This is a genomic window from Haloferula sp. BvORR071, assembly GCF_000739615.1.
Taxonomy (GTDB): Bacteria; Verrucomicrobiota; Verrucomicrobiia; order Verrucomicrobiales; family Akkermansiaceae; genus Haloferula.
Map to the genome: position 1 here is coordinate 161,724 of NZ_BATP01000001.1, position 16,085 is coordinate 177,808.

Genomic DNA, 16,085 nt, shown 5'->3' on the forward strand with positions numbered 1-16,085 from the left:
AAACCCACGCATGAAAGAAAGCGTCCTCGACGATTTTTCCGCCCTTGATGGCTGGCGGGCCTTTGCCTCCGGAGAAGCAGAACTGCGCCTCTCCGTGGAGAATGGGGCGCTCCGGCTCGATTTTGATTTCCATGGTGGCGGCGGCTTTGTGGTAGCGCGCAAGGAGTTTGCGCGGCGCATGCCCATCGACTATGCTTTCACCTTCCGGGTCCGCGGCCAGGCTCCAAAAAACAAGCTGGAGTTCAAGCTGGCCGATCCGTCCGGGAAAAACGTCTGGCGTTGGCAGGAAGATGAATTCGACTTCCGCGATACCCCGCGGGAGCTACACCTGCATGGCAGCGGCATCGACTTCGCTTGGGGACCTACCGGCGGCGGCCCGATTCATCACCTCGGCGCGATCGAGTTTGTGCTCAGCGCCGGCCCGGGCGGGAAGGGAACGGTCTGGATCGACCACTTCCGCTTCCAGGACCGAACCTTGCGCAAGAAGCCCCGGATCACGACCTCCAGTTCGGCCCGTGGTTGCAGTCCCGCAGACTTGCTCTCGCCGCGACCGAAGGCCGGTTGGCGCGCTGAAACCGAAGACGAGCGGCCCTGGGTCTGCATCGATTTCCACGCCTCCCGTGAGTATGGCGGAGTGGTGATCGACTGGATGCCGCGTCCTGCCCGGCGAGCCTTCACGGTGGAGGCGTCTGACGACAACGTGCAGTGGCGCAAGCTCCATGTGGCGAACGATGCCCGCGGTGCGCGCAGCTTTATCCACCTGGCGGTAACGAGATCGCGTTTCTTGCGCATCGTCTTCGAAGTTCCTTGTCCGGGAGTGAAGCGACTCTCCGTTCAGTCCTTCGCGTTCTCGCGCTCATTGATTGAGACCTTCCACGCGATCGCCGCAGTCAGCACCCGCGGCTTCTATCCACGCTACCTGAGCCGTGAGCAAAGCTACTGGACCTGTGCTGGATCTCCGGATGGGCATATCTGTGCCCTGATCAACGAGGAGGGTATGGTGGAGCCGGGTAAGGGGAGTTTCTCGCTGGAACCCTTCCTGCGCAAGGATGGGGAACTCATTACCTGGGCTGATGCCAGACGCTCGGTGAGCATGGAGAAGGATGGGGTGCCGATCCCTTCCTCGAACTGGTCGCTCGATGGGCTTAAGCTGAAGATCACCGCCTTCGCCACCGGCAGCCTGGCGGAGTCTGTGTTATTCATTCGCTACCGTGTCACCAACGACACGGAGGATGCCTGTCGGGTGAAGCTGTTTGTGGCAGCCCGGCCTTTCCAAGTGAATCCGCCCTGGCAGGAGTGGAATCAACTCGGTGGCGTCAGCAAGATCAACAAACTGGCTTGGAAGCATGGGACACTATGGGTGAACGGCGACAAGGCGGTGGTCCCGCTCTCGAAGCCATCCACCGTCGGCATGGCCACCTTCGAGCAAGGCTCCGTCGCCGAGCACCTGGCAGCTGGAACCATGCCCGAGCAAATCGAGGTGACGGATGAGTTTGGCTTCGCCTCCGCCGCGATGGGGTTCAACCTGAACCTCCCGGCAGGGGCCTCTCGCGAGGTTTTTGTAGCGGTTCCCTTCGCTCCCAAGAATACTCCTCGCCAAGCTGCGGGGATCGCGGATTTCGACGGTGCCGAGCAATTCGACGAAGCATTGCGCGTGCTGGAGGAACGGCTTCACACCATGCGATTCCGGCTTCCAGCCGGCTATGCTCGCGATGCCGCGGAGACCTTCAAGACAGCCGCCGGACAGATCTTGATCAACCGCGACGGCCCGGCCCTTCAGCCTGGGCCCCGGCGCTATACCCGCTCGTGGATCCGCGATGGGGTGATCATGGGTGCGGCACTGTTGCGCGTGGGTGAAGCTGCGGCCTTGCCGGAGTTCATGCGCTGGTTCGCGCCCTTCCAGCGGCCGTCCGGCTTCGTTCCATGCTGCGTGGACCGCAACGGGCCGGACTGGCTGGTCGAGCACGATAGCCATGGCCAGCTCATCTACGGTGTGCGGGAGTGTTTCCGCTTCAGCGGAGATCTCTCCCTCCTGAAGGAGATGTGGCCCCACGTCCGCAAAGCCGCGCGCTTCATCGGCCGGCTTCGCGCCCGGCGCATGACCCCGGAATACCTCGCCCAGGACAAGAACGATCGCTACGGACTCCTTCCCGAGTCGGCGAGCCATGAGGGCTATCTTGCTCATCCTGTTCACTCATACTGGGATGACTTCTGGGCCCTGCGTGGACTCATCGATGCCGCCGCCATCGCCGCGCGCCTTGGCAAGAAGAAGGATGCCGAGGCCTTTGATGATCTCGCGAAGGCCTTCCGCAAATCATTGCGGGCCTCCATCCGCATGGTCATCGCGAAGAAGAAGCTGAGCTACATCCCCGGCTCGGTTGAGTGGGCGGACTTCGATCCCACTGCTACCTCGAATGCCATCTCGCTGCTCCAGGCCGCCGACGATGTGCCCGCGGAGCAACTCGACGCCATGTTTGACCTCTTCGTCCACGACTTCCGTCGCAAGCACAGCGGCGAGATGGAGTGGAACAATTACACCGCCTACGAAATCCGCATTATCGGCGCGCTGGTCCGTCTCGGCAAGCGGGCGGAAGCATGTGAGCTGTTAGAGCGCTACCTCGACGATCGCCGTCCGCTGCGCTGGAACCAGTGGCCCGAGATCTCCTGGCGTGATCCGCGGAGCCCCGGGCACTTGGGCGATGTGCCGCACACATGGATCGCCTCGGAATACATGCTCGCCTTCGCCAGCCTCTTCGCTTGGGAACGTGAGTCGGACGATGCGCTGGTTCTCGCCTCGGGACTGCCTGCCGGGTGGCTTGCCAGCAAGACCGGCGTGGCCGTCAAGGCCCTCCGGACTTGGTATGGTCCCCTCGATCTTACCATGAAACTCGGCTTCGAATTGCGAGCCGATATCGGCGGCTCGCTGCAGCTTCCGCGCGGCGGCTTCGTATTGCGCCCACCGTGCCCGGCACCAATCCGTTCCGTCACGGTGAACGGCAAACCGGCAGAAACCTTCAGTGCGGATGAGGTGGTCGTCCGTGAATTCCCCGCCCGCGTCATCATTTCATTCCAAGTTTCGCCATGAGAATCGAACCCATGCTCCCGGCACCGCACGCGCGCTTGCTGTCGAACGGCCGCTACTACACTTTCATCACTGCCGCTGGCACCGGCCAATCGCGGCGCTACGGCCATGTGGTGGACCGCTGGCACGGTGATCCGGTGGAGGATGCCCAAGGCCAGTTCATCTACCTGCGTGATCTTGATAGCGGCAAGTTCTGGTCAGTGGCAATGCAGCCGGTGAAAAGCGAATTCACGGGATACCAGTCCTCTGACCAACCCGGGTGCTTCCGGATCATCAGCGAGGCGCATGGCGTCCGCGCGCAATTGGATATCGCGGTTTCGCCCACAGATGATCTTGAAGTACGACGCTTGCAGTTGACCAACCTTGAGCCCCGGCCAAGGCGGATCGAAGTGACCAGCTTTCTGGAAGCGGTGCTCACTTGGCAGGGGGCGGATATTGGGCATCCTGCGTTCTCGAAGCTTTTCGTGCAGACTTCCTACGACGCAGCGAGCTCAGCCCTTGTTGCTGAGCGTCGCCCTCGCGGAGCCGATGAAACCTGGCCCTGCCTGTTCCACTCGCTGTCCGGGGCGACGGCTTCCTCGTGGGAGAGCGATCGTCTGCGCTTCCTGGGCCGGGGCCGGTCGGCCGCATCCCCGCCGGCTCTTGAGGTAACCGAACTCTCGAAGTCGGTTGGCAATGTGCTCGACCCCTGCCTGAGCCTCCGCACCATGGTGGAACTTGCACCGGAGGCTGAGACTGTTCTCGGCTTCGTCACTGGCATCGCGGAGTCCAAGAAGGATGGCCTGAACTTCGCAGCGAAGTACCGCGAAGTCGCGGCGGTCGATCGTGTGTTGACTGATGCGGTGGCAGCGGAAGAGACGCGCCATTCGGAGCTGGGACTCGACACCTCTACTGCGTCGAAGTTCCAAGCGATTGCCGCGGCGATGCACTATGGTCATCGGAGTTTGGTCCCGGCACCTGCCGCCCTTGAGGGAGGCAAGCTGCCATCCATACCCCGTGACCGGCCAACGATAGTCCTTTGTGACGGGTGGAGCGCGGAGGCCACGCAAGAAGCCCTCAAGGCCCGCGGCTACTGGGGCGCCAAGGGCTTCTACACGAATTTCGTCGTGCTCGACGATAGCGGAAAAACCCCGGAAGGCTTGGACGACCGGGTGTTCACCTTTTCCGCGAAGGACATGTCCGACAAGGACCGGGCGATGCTGTTTGCAGTCGCCACGCTGGTGGTGCGCGGAAGCCTGCCGGATGTGACCAGCAACCACGCTCCGTCTGCTCCGGTAGAGATCCTGAGCGGCGAGGGTGGGGGTGGGGAGCGAAATTGGGAGGAGCTTCGCTTCTTCAATGGCTACGGTGGCTTCAGTGACGACGGCGAGTATGTGATCCGCCTACCTCGCGGTGGTGCTCGCCCGCCGATGCCGTGGATCAATGTGGTGGCGAACGAGGCCGCCGGATTCCTGGTCAGCGAGAGTGGTGCCGGCTGCACGTGGACGCGCAATAGCCAAGCAAATCGCCTGACGCCCTGGTCGAATGAGCCTGCCACCGACCCGCACGGCGAGGCCTTCTATCTGCGCGATGAAAGCAGCGGCGAGGTCTGGTGTCCTATGCCGGGACCGGTGCCCGCTGGCGTTGACTTCGAAGTCCGCCACGGTCATGGCGCAACACGTTTTCTGTCTTCATGCAAGGACATCGAGCAGGAGACAACCATGGGGGTGCCGCGCCACGACCCTGTGAAGATCGTGATCGTGCGGCTGACCAACCGTTCCTCCAAAGAAAAGCGCCTGTCCTTCACCGCCTACCAGCGCTTGGTGATGGGGACCTTGCCGGAACGGCCAAGCCTGATCGTCACGAGCCGAGCGGCGGATGGAAGCTTGCGCGCAGTGAATCGTGGCGCCGGAGATTTCCGTGGTGGCATTGCCTTCTCCGCCCTGGCCATTGGTGGTGCAGCGACGGCGGCGAGCGGGTTCTCCTGCGATCGTCTAGAGTTCCTCGGACACCACGGTAATCCGGCGAATCCTGCTGCCCTCCGGGGTGGCGGTGAACTCGGTGGTGCTTGTGGGGCCGGGCTTGATCCCTGCTTTGTGCAGAAGTCGGACTTCACCTTGCCCGCTGGCGGAACGGTGGAGTGCGTCGTTCTGTTAGGCGAGACGATGTCGGAAACAGCCGCAGCTGAGCTGATCGCCCGCTATCGTGATGCCAGTGCCGCGCGTGCGGCCATCGCGGAGATGCAGGACTTCTGGAAGTCCCTCTCCAGCGGCGTGCAAGTCCGCACACCTTCGCCGGTGATGGACCTGATGGTGAATGCCTGGCTGCCTTACCAGACGCTCTGCTGCCGGATGTGGGCGCGCTCCGCCTTCTATCAATCCAGCGGAGCTTTCGGCTACCGCGACCAGCTTCAGGACTCGGGCGCTCTGCTCGCACTCGATCCCTCCTTTGCGCGGCGCCAGATCCTCCTGCACGCCAGCCAGCAGTTCGTCGAAGGGGACGTGCTTCACTGGTGGCACGCCGAGCCGATCGGCCGCGGTCTGCGCACGCGTTTCTCCGACGACCTGCTGTGGCTGCCACTCCTCACGCGCGACTATCTGCGTGCCACGGGAGACACGGCGATTCTTGATGAAATCCTGCCCTATCTGAAGGCTCCGCTCTTGGCGGATGGTCATGATGAGACCTACCTCACCCCCGAGCCAGCGGGTGAAGATGGCAGCGTCTACGACCACTGCTGCCGGACGATCGACCGATCCCTGGTTACCGGTACCCACGGTCTGCCGCTGATGGGAACCGGTGATTGGAATGACGGTATGAGTCGCGTCGGCCGCGAGGGCCGGGGGGAGAGTGTGTGGGTTGGCTTCTTCCTCTATCGGATCTTGGGTGAGTTCGCACCGATCTGTGAAAGCCGCGGCGATAGCGCTCGCGCGACCCGCTACCGCGAGCACCGGGAGAAACTCGGTGAAGCGCTCAATGCCGGTGGCTGGGATGGCGAGTGGTACCGGCGTGCCTACTATGACAACGGTGCGCCGCTGGGCTCGAAGGAGAGCGACGAGTGCAAGATCGACACCTTGGCGCAGTCGTGGGCCATCATCTCCAAGGCTGCTCCCGCCGACCGCGCCAATCTGGCGATGGCGGCGATGGAACGCCAGCTGGTGTCGGAGAAGGAGGGGCTCATCCGCCTGCTTACGCCGCCTTTCGTCAACACCCCGAACGATCCAGGCTACATCAAAGGCTATGTCGCCGGGGTCCGTGAGAATGGCGGCCAGTATACCCATGCCGCGTGCTGGGCGGTGCAGTCGGTCGCGGAGCACGGTGAGAATGATCGGGCACTGCGTCTATGGGAGATGCTCGCGCCCATCTCCCATTCGCTGACCCAATCAGCAGCGGATCTCTACAAGGTCGAGCCGTATGCGGTGGCCGCAGACGTCTATGGGGCTCCGCCTCACATTGGTCGCGGCGGCTGGACTTGGTATACGGGCTCCTCCGGCTGGATGTACCGCGTTGCGGTGGAGTCGATCCTCGGCGTGAGGGTGGAGAATGGCTCAACCTTGGTGATCAAGCCCTGCATCCCGGACGACTGGCCTGAGTTCAGTATCGACGGTCGCTTGGCGAATGGCTCGGCAAGCTATCGACTCACGGTCGAGAATCCCACGGGCAAGACCGGGAAGGTGATCTCGGCGACGCTGGATGGTGTGCCTGTGGAGCTGTCCGGGGACGCCGCGAGGGTCCAGCTCTCCGGTTCAAAGACTCCTCACGAAGTGCGTGTGGTGCTAGGCTGAAAGACGGGAGCCCCGCCTGCTTAGGCGGGGCTTCGCTCCCGCCACTTCCAGCTCCCGTCGGCGAGAAGATCCAGCACCGCATCGAATTCCTCCGGCGCAGACTTGCCATTGCCGAAGACGATGGCGGCGATGTTCCGGCGTGCGATCGCGTTGCGGACCACCTTGAACTCCTCGGCATCCAGTGCGGAATCGAGGTGATCGAGGAAGATGTAGCGTGGCTTCGCAAGGAGCGCCCGGGCCACCGCAAGCAGTTGGCCTTCCCCGAAGCTGAGTTCGTCGGCCCAACGGAGCGACTCATCGAACTTGCCTTCGTTCGCCATGGGGATCTCCAGGCCGAGTTCCTTGAATACCGTGAGGATCTCACTGTCGGAGGGAACGTCGGTCGTTTTGGGCGGGGTCAGCAATTCGCGCAGCGTGCCGGGCGGCAGATAAGGCTGCTCTAACAGGAATGAAATGCTCCCTGATGGTGGTCGCAGGATGCTGCCGCTACCCGAGTCATTTAGGCCCGCCGTGGCACTGAAGAGTGCCTCCTTCGCCAACTGGTTGGGACCGGTGACGAGAACGTCTTGATGAGGTGCCAGAAGGACATTCAGGTCCTTCAGGACCACGCGCCCATCCTTGTCGGAGACGAGGAGACAGAGCGCGGTGTACTCGATCTTGTCGCCCGTCATTTTGCAGTCCAGGCACGAGCGCTCGTCGCGTGCTATCGCTTGCTCGGAGGCATCCACCAGCTCGCTGAGCCGTGTGACGACCGAGGCGTAGGAGGAGATCGACTGGAATTGGGTCACCACCAGTGAAAAGGCACCGACCAGGGTCGCGAAGGCCATGGTCGATTGGCCGATCACGCCGAACTCGACGCCCCCTGCGATGAACATCGGAGCGACAATGAGCGGCGGGATCAACTGGATCATGTAGTTGTAGCCATTGGTGAAGAAATTCAGATTACGGTTCACCGCGATGATCTTGCGGAAGTTGCCGACAAGCTGGTCGACGCGGGCGATAAGCCTCTCGCGCATCCGGCGCTCGTCCCGGGCAAAGGCGAGGCCTTCGGCTTCCTGGTGAACGTAGATGAGTTCGGAGCGGAAGTCGGCTTCACGGTCGGCTTGCTGGTAGTTCAGGCGGATCAAAGGCCTGCCCAGAAAGAAGGTCAGCGCGGAGCCAATGCCAGCGTAGAGAATCGCGACGACGAAGAGAAGGGGATTGATTGACCACAACACGCTCGAAAACGAGATCGCGGTGAAAGTCCCGCTGAAGATCATCAGCAGAAACGAAAGCGTGGTGGTCGTGAGCGCGCGGATGTCCTCCGTCATCCGCTGGTCGGGATTGGTAATGGCCCCGGCCTCCTTCATGTGGAGGTAGACTCGCTTCGAAAGGTAGTTCTTCACCACTTCCTGGGTCTGCCATTCGCGCCAGAGAAGGGCGAGGCGTTCCTCGGCGTTGCGAAAAAATACGGCAACCACCGTAGAGCCGGCGAATACCGCCACATAGAGCCAGCCTTGGCGAACGAAGTCGGCGTGGTCGCGCTTCTCAATGGCCGAGAAGAAATCGCGGCCGACGTAGCTGTTCAGCACGTTCATTCCATTGATCCCGAGCATCAGGATCAAGAGCGCCGCGGCCAGCCATTTGGCTTTTTTGCCCTCCTCGGAGCGAAGGAAACGACGCACCACGCGCCGCAGGCGCCTCAGGGTCTGGCGGGAATTGGGAACTGCTTTGTCGGGCATGTCGCAGGGCTGACCGGCGGGTTTTGGTGGAGCCTAACCACTTGCCCCCATCACGCCATCCAAAATGCGGAGTGCCCGTCCCGCGCTACCCGGTCAGTCCTTCTCCAGTTCCGCGCGGATTTTCTGCAACTCGGCGCGGCGCTCGTCACCGATGTCCGGGAACTTCAGCTTGAGGCGCTCCAAGACCATGCAGATAGTTTCCGAGATCGCGAGTCGTGCGAACCACTTGTTGTCGGAGGGAATCACGAACCAAGGCGCATGCTCGGTGCTGGTGTGATTCAGCATGTCCTCGAAGGCCTGCTGGTAGTCATCCCACAGGGCACGCTCCTTGAAGTCGGCCACGGAGAACTTCCAGTTCTTCTTCGGTTCGTCGATGCGGGCGATAAAGCGCTTCTTCTGCTCCTCCCTGGAAAGATTGAGGAAGAACTTGATCGGGATGATGCCATTGCTGGTGAGGTATTTCTCGAAGCGGTTGATCTCGCGGTAGCGCCGCTTCCAGAAGCCCTTTCCGCCGGGCTTGCCGGGCAGGTTCTGTTTGGCGAGGAACTCGGGGTGGATCTTCACCGCGAGCACCTCCTCGTAGTAGGAGCGGTTGAAGATGCCGATCATTCCGCGGGCGGGAATCATCTTGGCGGCGCGCCACAGATACTCATGGTCTAGGTCCTCCGAGGAGGGGGCCTTGAAGCTGGTCACGTGGCAGCCCTGTGGGTTGATGCCGGACATTACATGGCGGATCGCGCCGTCCTTGCCGGCCGCGTCGATGGCCTGAAAGATGATGAGGATGCCGTAGATGTCCTGGGCATAGAGTTTCTCCTGGAGTTCCGAGAGGCGTTGGACGTTGGAGGCAACCCTCTCGAGCGCCCCCGCCTTGTCCTCGAAGCCGCCGGTGAAATCGGGATCGTAGTCCTTCTTCAGCGAGATCTGATGATCGGGGGGGACAATGATATCCCGCAGCTTGAATTCGACGCGGTCGTCATTGCCGACCTCGATCTTGATTTTCCGGTCCGGGTCCAGATCGTATTTCATGGCTGTAGCAGTTGGGGCTTACTTTCCTTCGAGGACCTTTTGCATTTCCTCGTCAACCGGGCTGTCGTCGGTGACGCCTGCTGGCTGGGTGCCGACCACATTCACCTTGCTGGTGAGGTTGTCCATCAGTTCCATCACCTCGGCCATGGTGCCAAAGATGAATTCCTTGCGGCGCTCGGCCAAAGGCATCCGAATGAACCAATGGGTGCCAAGCCAGGATCCAGAACGGCCGAGCAGGTAGTCGGCTGACTTCATCGTGGCATCCCCGGGCTCGTAGCCGTGCTGGAGGATGATGTATGGACCGTGGGTGTCCCGGGGACTGATCTCGGAGGCCAGCCGGTGCTTCGCCAAGCTGAGCAGGCGGCATGCGCTGATGTTATTCGACAGTTTGGATGCAAGGCTCATGGCAGGGAGCTTGGGATTGGCAGGGTATTCGAGCTTCGTTGCTGTCGTAGCGCTTCAGCGCAGCCGCGATTCCAGGGGCAAGGTGGTTAGAAGGGATTCAGAGTGACGCTGGAAGTCCGCTTCACGGTCGATCCCGGTTTGGCGTTGAGGAACTCGGCACCCTTTTTGGCCCAGATCTCGATGTTGTTCTCCGCGCCGCCATACCACTCGTAGCTGCGCAGATTGATCGGCGAAAGCTGGTCACTGCGCTTGTCGGAGAAGGTGGCCACTGTGCCGCTGTTGTCACGCAGGCGACCGGCCACCGCGATGCTGCCGCTACCGGCCGCGCTGAGCAGGCCTGCACCCGGGACGACAAATCCCGCTGCCGTCGCGCCAGCGTTCCAATAGGCCTTCGAGGGGATCAGTTCGGTGATCGCAGTTTCGATCGTCAGGGTGTGTGGTCCCGGACTGGAAGCGATGGCCAGCTTGTTACCGGGGTAGTTGCGGATCTCGCGGGTCAGGGAAGATTTGAGCTGCCGACCGAGCTTGTTTGCGTCCTTCTCAAGCACGCCTGACTGCGTGCGGGAATTCTGGCTCTGCCACCAATCCTGCTTCGACAGGCGCGAGGTATCGACCGGCGCGATGTAGACCGAGGTGTAGTTCTTTTGGACATCGGTCTTCTCGAACTGCTTCGAGGCCCAGGTCTTCTCCAAGAAGGCTCCGCGTCCGCTGCTGGACGAGGAAGGTGCACAGGATGCGAAAAGGGCGGTGGAGACACAGGCAATCGCCATCGAGGCGCGGCGGAGTTGAGCGGGATTCATGATCGTCATAGGAACCTTGGACGGGAATTCAATGGGTGGCTATTGTACTTTGGTATAATCGGCAGAGGAGCAAGGGGGATCAGCGGTCTGAAGAGAGCTTGCGATTCAGAAGGAGAATGCGGCGAACTTCGGCGATTGCTTCGTCGTTCTGGTGGGCGCTGTGGCCGGAGGGCACGATCTTTTCCGAGACCGCGCCGTCCATGTGCGAGCTCCAGTAGGGGACCACTCCATCGCTGGAGTCCGGGCTGTTGCCCTTACCGCGGTCGCCGATGATGGTGTGGTAGGGGAAGCCCGGGGCGAGCGGGATCCGGTTGATTGCCTTCACGAAGCGGTTGTTAGGCGTGAGCGTATCCACGCTGCTGGGGATGCGGCTGAGCTTCAGGTCGCCTTCTTTGTAGGTGGTGGCCTGCAAGCCTTCTGTGCCGGCTTTCAGCAAGGTGAGGGGCGAGCGGATGATGTTTGAGGCCCAGCGTACAATGCGGCGGCTGGCGAGATTGCTGCCCTTGAGCGGCGCGGCGACGAAGATCACCCGGCCGACTTCCTTGCGTGGCTTGAAGATCAGAGCATCGGAGAAGAGCTTCTTGCTTTCGGGCGAGAGCTTGGTCTCTTCGGGCGACTTGTTGAAGAGGTCTGTCCACAGCCTGTCGCCGGTGTCAGTGATGAGGAGACGGCTGATGCAGCCGCCCATGCTGTGGCCGATGACCACCATCTTGTGCTTGAGCGGATAGCGCTGCGTGATCGCGTCCAGCTCCTTGCGCAGCAGGGCGGCGGAGTAGGGATAGGGATAGCCGCTTGGATAGCTGTAGAACCAGAACTGGTAGTGCTTCCGGATCTCGGGATCACCGCGCAGGGTGTTGATCATCGGCGTCCAAGTGGCTTGTGAATCCATCAGGCCGTGAATGACCAAGACGACTGTCTTGTCGGGATCATAGGGCTGGAGCCGGGCGATGCGGGCGGTCTCGGCATACTCGCCGGGATTGAGCATGCGCATGATCTCGAACTTCCGCGGCTCGGTGGTGGCGAGCATCACGGCAAGAGGCACGGTGAAGTCCGCCGCGAGGGGATGGGTGCGGCCGGCGAATGAGATCTCCTCGGTGTTCAAGGGGTCCTCGAAGTCCACGATGGCCTTCTGGCCCTGGAAGCGCACGACGGCGGTCACCCCGTAGTAGATCCGCGGAATGGTGAAGTCTTCCTTCATCCGCGAGTTGTTGCCACGGCCGGTCGCGACCAGCGGTGCGCCGATGCCCGCACGCTTGGTGCGATTCTTGACGTAGGAGCCGCTCAGATCGAAGCGGTCCGCGGGCGTGAAGTCATAGAGCTTCGGATCCCAGCCCGGCCGCGGGTCGGGGTGGTAGGTCAAAGTGATTTCGCCGCCCGCCGAGGGGACCACCATGGGCTGTGACCAAGGGTCGAGCTTCTTCTCCTTGATGATGCTGAACACGCGGGAAACGGCGAAGTTGTAGGCGTCTTGGGCGGCCGTGTCACCGGGTACTGCTTTCAAGTGAGCGGAGGCATCCCTTGCCGCCACAAGCAAGTCTCCGATTGCCGCTTTGGGGTCGCGGGAACTGGCCTTGATGCCGCCGTTGATGCTCTTCTCGACGTTGCCAAGCTGGCTCATCGCCGAGCGCAAAGGGTGGAAGGTGGGCTCCTTCTCGGACACCTCGGCATAGCCGCTGCAACCGCTGTTAGCAAAAGCCAGCAGCATGGAGGCCGCGAGCATGAGGGCCAGGCAAGTATGGGACGGACGATCTCGATTCATGAACTGAGCTTGGAATTCCAAAGGGTGGATTCAGCGCTGAGGGCTCCGGCAATGGCCGAGAGCAGTGCGGTTTCATCCACGGGCTTGGTGAGATAGGCGGCTGCTCCCAGGTCCCGCACCCGTTCATCGGTGTCGGGTTCGCCATGGGCGCTGAGAACGATCACAGGGGTGCTGATACCGCGGGCACTGAGTCCTTCCATCACCTCGTAGCCGCTCATCTCCGGCATGCGCAGATCGAGAAGGAGGCAATCCATCGGGTGGGCGGTAAGCGCCGATAAGACGTCCTCGCCGCGTTCGAAAGTGACTACAGCGAAGCCATGAACGACCAAGAGACGGCGCAGCGCCTTGCGGAGCTGCGGCTCGTCATCCAGGACGGCAATCACGGGGGAGCGCTTCACGCCGCTATCAAAGCGCCTTGCGTGGCCTCACGCTATTGCACCTTGGTTCAACATGGCGTGGGCGGCGCGGTGGCGCAAGGGGTGCAGGCCGCAATGTCATCGCGGCTTCGGTCTGTCACCGGGCAGGAAGAAGGAAGCTCCTTCTTCCGGCGTGCAGCCGATCCGCAGTGTGGATCAGGGCCGCGAGGGATTCCGCCCCCATCTTGTCCATCAAGCGCCGGCGGTGAACTTTCACCGTCTGTTCGCAGGCACCGAGTTCGGCCGCGATTAGCTTGTTCGGCTTGCCTGCCACCACTGCCTCCATGACCTCCCGCTCACGCGGTGTCAGACGGCTGAAGCGGGCGGCGGCGCGTGCGCTATCGTCGCGCTCCTGCTTGTAGGTTGAGGCGACTTCGAGGGCGCGGCGCACCGCGTCCAATAGGGCCGTGTCATCTACCGGCTTGGTGAGGTAGTCCAAGGCGCCTGCCTGGACGGCGCGAACTATCATCGGGATATCAGTGCTTCCGGTCAGGAAAACGATGGGAACCATGACTCCCGCGCGAATCAGGCGACGCTGGAGTTCCAATCCATCAATCTCCGGCATGGCCAGGTCTAACAGGAGACAACTGATTTCCTCGGCATTGCATCCCTTGAGAAATGCTTCCGCGGATTCGAATGCGCGGACCTCGTAGCCCTCGGCACGCAGGAGCCGGGACAAGGCTTTTCGTATGCCGGCTTCGTCATCGAGGATGTGGATTGTTTCGGAAGCCATGGCGACAGGAGTGTTAGACCAACTGGACGAGATCACCGGCCAATGTCGTGGAATCGCTTCCACGATGGATCAAGGATCATCAGACATCGTGATAACAAATCCTGCAAACAGGGGAAGCTGGAAATCCGCAAAATCTGGACATCGCCATGCCGCAGCGGCCCCGGCGGGATCGGCTTGTGCGGGTGAACACTGGCGCCCGCTTGCCCTGCCGGGGCAAAAAAAGAGCGGAGCGGCGTGTAAGCCGCTCCGCTCCTTGAATTAGTTGGGACTAGCCCTTGGTGAAGTCCAGGCCGGGATCGCCCTGGGGACCGCCGACCATCAGGAAGTTCATCTTGGAAGCTTCCTTCATGGTGATGGCGGTGACCATCTGCGAGCCTTCGGAGTTCATGACGACCAAGCCCTTGTCATTGATGCCCCAGGTGCCCTTCATTTCCGAGTTCTGACCGCCCCCGGCGAAGGCCCAGGTGAAGTTTCCGTTGTCCTCCAGCTTGAAGGTGATCTTTCCGCCGGAAGCATCGGAGGTCCAGGTGCCAACCAGTTTGCCCTTCTCGATTGGTGGTGGCTTCGGCACCGGGGTGGTGTCGGTCTCACCCTCGTCCGGCAGCGAGCTCTTCGTCAGGTCGCGGAGCTGGCGGGCGATGCCATCGGCCGGCTGCAGCTTCGCGGTCTTGTCGAATTGCGCGTAGGCCTTCTCCATGTGGCCGCACACCAGGTAGTGGTAGCCGAGGAGGAAGTGACCCTCAGCCTTGTCCGGGCTGCCCTTCGACCACGCTTCCAGCTTGCGAAGCTGGGCCTCGTAAGTGCTGGAGCTGTCGTAGAAGGTGACCATGGTGTCCCAGCCCCAACCGGGACCGGAGGCCAGCACCGGGTTGAGCACGCCGGCAGCGTCGGAGTAGCGGCCGAGCGCGAAATAGATCAGCGCGCGGTACTCGTGCAGCGTGACGTCATCCGGGGTCGCTGCGATCGCCTCATCGCAGGATTGCAGCGCCGTGGTGTAATCGCCGGTCTTGAAGGCGGCACGGGATTTCTCCAGCGCTGTCTCCATTTGGGTATCGGCCGCGACGTAGGCCTTTTCGTCTCCCGGAGGTGCGGCGTTACCAGCCGATACCGATAGCGGCTGGGTATAGACTACAGTCGTGTGCTCGACCGGAGGAGCCGGGTAGGGGTTCTGGTAGGAGTTGTAGCCCATGTTGTAGACCATGCTGCCCAAACTCCAAGCCGCGATGCCCCACATGAAGCCCTCGCCGAAGTCGTCATCATCGTGCCACCAGCAGTTGTTCCAGTAGCCGTTGTTCCAGCCGCAATTCCAGTGGCCGTGATGCCAGCCGTGGCAATGTCCGGCACCCCACCACGGGTGGCCGCCCCAGTAGCCCGGGTTGCCCGCGAAGTTATTGTTCCGGCGGAAGTTGTTGTCGATGTTGATGGTATTGCCGTTGCCCCAGATCCCGCTGTTGCCGCCCCATTTGTTGCCGTCAAAACCACCGATTCCACCGAGACCGCCCAGGCCACCGGCACCGCCGACGCCTCCAATGCCGCCAGGACCACCGATGCCTCCGGCACCGCCAATCCCGCCGATTCCGCCGATGCCAGCAAGGCCGCCGATACCGCCGGCGATGCCCACGCCACCGATGCCGCCAATGCCACCCGGTCCACCGGGCCTGCCGACGCCTGCGATTCCACCCGGACCGCCGGGCCTGCCGACCCCACCTGGGCCGCCAACACCACCCGGACCGCCGGGCCTGCCGACCCCACCGGGTCCGCCAACACCGCCCGGACCGCCGGGCCTGCCGACTCCACCGGGTCCGCCTACGCCGCCAACGCCACCCGGACCGCCGGGCTTGCCGACGCCACCGGGTCCGCCAACGCCACCCGGACCTCCGGGCTTACCGGCGCCGCCGATTCCGCCGGGGCCGCCAGGTCCACCTGGCTTGTTGGGATAGCCAACCATTCCTGGCAGAGTGGAGGGACGATTGCCGGCACCGGGACGATCCGCATTCGGACCGCCGGGCTTGCCTGCGCCTCCAATACCTCCTGGCCCACCGGCTCCTCCCGGTCCGCCGGGATTCGGCCGGCCTGCATCCGGGCGTCCGGCGTCGGGACGACCTGTGCTGGGGCGTCCGGCATCAGGCCGGGTTGAGGGTTTCGTGGATGGCTTGGTCGAAGGGCGCGTTGCGGGCTTGGGCTTGCTTGCCGGCTTCGAAGCGGGCCGTGAGGCAGGCTTCGAGCTCGAGGGCCGTGAGGCAGGCTTTGAAGAAGGCCGCGAGACCGAGGAGCCCGTTGCAGGACTGCGTCGTGCTCCGCCGCCGCCGCCGCCACTGCTGCGGGACATGCCGCCACCACCGCCGCCACGGGAACCGCCACCGCCGCCGCGGGCGCCACCCC

General features: G+C 62.5%; 11 protein-coding genes. 2 read left to right on the forward strand and 9 right to left on the reverse strand.

Annotated features, from left to right (window positions below):
* Nucleotides 1-10 precede the first annotated feature (10 nt).
* A complete protein-coding gene (locus tag BV071_RS00670; protein WP_035600669.1) occupies nt 11-3,085 on the forward strand; it encodes a discoidin domain-containing protein in 3,075 nt (1,024 codons plus the stop codon).
* Nucleotides 3,082-6,843: a glycosyl transferase gene (locus tag BV071_RS00675; RefSeq protein WP_052572704.1), complete on the forward strand. Its 3,762-nt coding sequence runs from the start codon at nt 3,082-3,084 to the stop codon at nt 6,841-6,843. The genes BV071_RS00670 and BV071_RS00675 overlap by 4 nt, the downstream gene beginning before the upstream one ends.
* Before the next feature lie 20 nt (nt 6,844-6,863).
* On the opposite strand, the gene BV071_RS00680 is transcribed toward BV071_RS00675, so the two are convergent.
* The 9 genes from BV071_RS00680 to BV071_RS32260 form a co-directional block, all read right to left on the reverse strand.
* On the reverse strand, nt 6,864-8,564 hold the full coding sequence (locus tag BV071_RS00680) for an SbmA/BacA-like family transporter (RefSeq protein ID WP_035600671.1): 1,701 nt from the start codon (nt 8,562-8,564) through the stop codon (nt 6,864-6,866).
* Between the two features lie 93 nt (nt 8,565-8,657).
* Entirely contained in the window at nt 8,658-9,590 is a 933-nt protein-coding gene (locus BV071_RS00685; protein WP_081885690.1) for a polyphosphate kinase 2 family protein, read from the reverse strand.
* Between the two features lie 18 nt (nt 9,591-9,608).
* The gene (locus BV071_RS00690) at nt 9,609-9,995 is read right to left on the reverse strand and encodes a hypothetical protein (protein ID WP_035600674.1); all 387 of its coding nucleotides are present in this window, start codon (nt 9,993-9,995) and stop codon (nt 9,609-9,611) included.
* Between the two features lie 86 nt (nt 9,996-10,081).
* Nucleotides 10,082-10,795: a DUF3313 family protein gene (locus BV071_RS00695; protein ID WP_265593902.1), complete on the reverse strand. Its 714-nt coding sequence runs from the start codon at nt 10,793-10,795 to the stop codon at nt 10,082-10,084.
* 79 nt (nt 10,796-10,874) lie between these two features.
* Nucleotides 10,875-12,554 carry an alpha/beta hydrolase gene (locus tag BV071_RS00700; RefSeq protein WP_052572705.1) on the reverse strand — a complete coding sequence of 560 codons (1,680 nt, stop codon included), beginning with the start codon at nt 12,552-12,554 and terminating at the stop codon, nt 10,875-10,877.
* Nucleotides 12,551-12,952 (reverse strand): response regulator, encoded by a 402-nt coding sequence (locus BV071_RS00705; RefSeq protein ID WP_052572706.1) that lies wholly within the window; start codon nt 12,950-12,952, stop codon nt 12,551-12,553. Before BV071_RS00705 ends, BV071_RS00700 begins: the two co-directional genes overlap by 4 nt.
* A 115-nt stretch (nt 12,953-13,067) precedes the next feature.
* Nucleotides 13,068-13,703, reverse strand: a complete 636-nt coding sequence (locus BV071_RS00710; protein ID WP_035600684.1) for a response regulator — start codon at nt 13,701-13,703, stop codon at nt 13,068-13,070.
* Between the two features lie 268 nt (nt 13,704-13,971).
* Nucleotides 13,972-15,651, reverse strand: a complete 1,680-nt coding sequence (locus BV071_RS32250) for a tetratricopeptide repeat protein (protein ID WP_265593903.1) — start codon at nt 15,649-15,651, stop codon at nt 13,972-13,974.
* A gap of 175 nt (nt 15,652-15,826) precedes the next feature.
* Nucleotides 15,827-16,085: hypothetical protein (locus BV071_RS32260; protein ID WP_052572709.1), on the reverse strand; the 259-nt coding region annotated here is incomplete at its 5' end.